The sequence below is a fragment of the Photobacterium sp. R1 genome (genome assembly GCF_054600795.1).
This window is the reverse complement of record NZ_BAAHZP010000741.1, coordinates 1-254: the sequence shown is the minus strand read 5'-3', so window position 1 is coordinate 254 and position 254 is coordinate 1. Positions and strand designations below refer to the sequence as shown.

The 254-nt window shown below is 51.2% G+C and carries 1 protein-coding gene; it reads right to left on the bottom strand.

Going from position 1 to position 254, the window contains the following annotated elements:
* The coding region (locus ACYP03_RS27035) for a lysophospholipid acyltransferase family protein (protein ID WP_459782814.1) at window positions 1-254 on the bottom strand (254 nt) is incomplete at both ends.

Below are 254 nucleotides of genomic sequence, written 5' to 3'. Positions count from 1 at the left end.
TGGCCCGAACCGCGCCTTCCCCTTCAAAGACATCCACACCAATAAACAGTGAATCCAGTTCGGGAACCGTTTTGAGGTAATGATTAGCCAGAATTTTCACGTCCGGCCGGATCCCTCTCAGTATCCGGGCCAGAATAATGCCCTCAGCGCAGCCAAGGGGATGATTAGCCACTACAACAACCGCATCCTGAGCGGGAATATCCTGGCCACTCCCTTTTACAACATGAAAATCTATCCCCAGTACATCAAGGGAA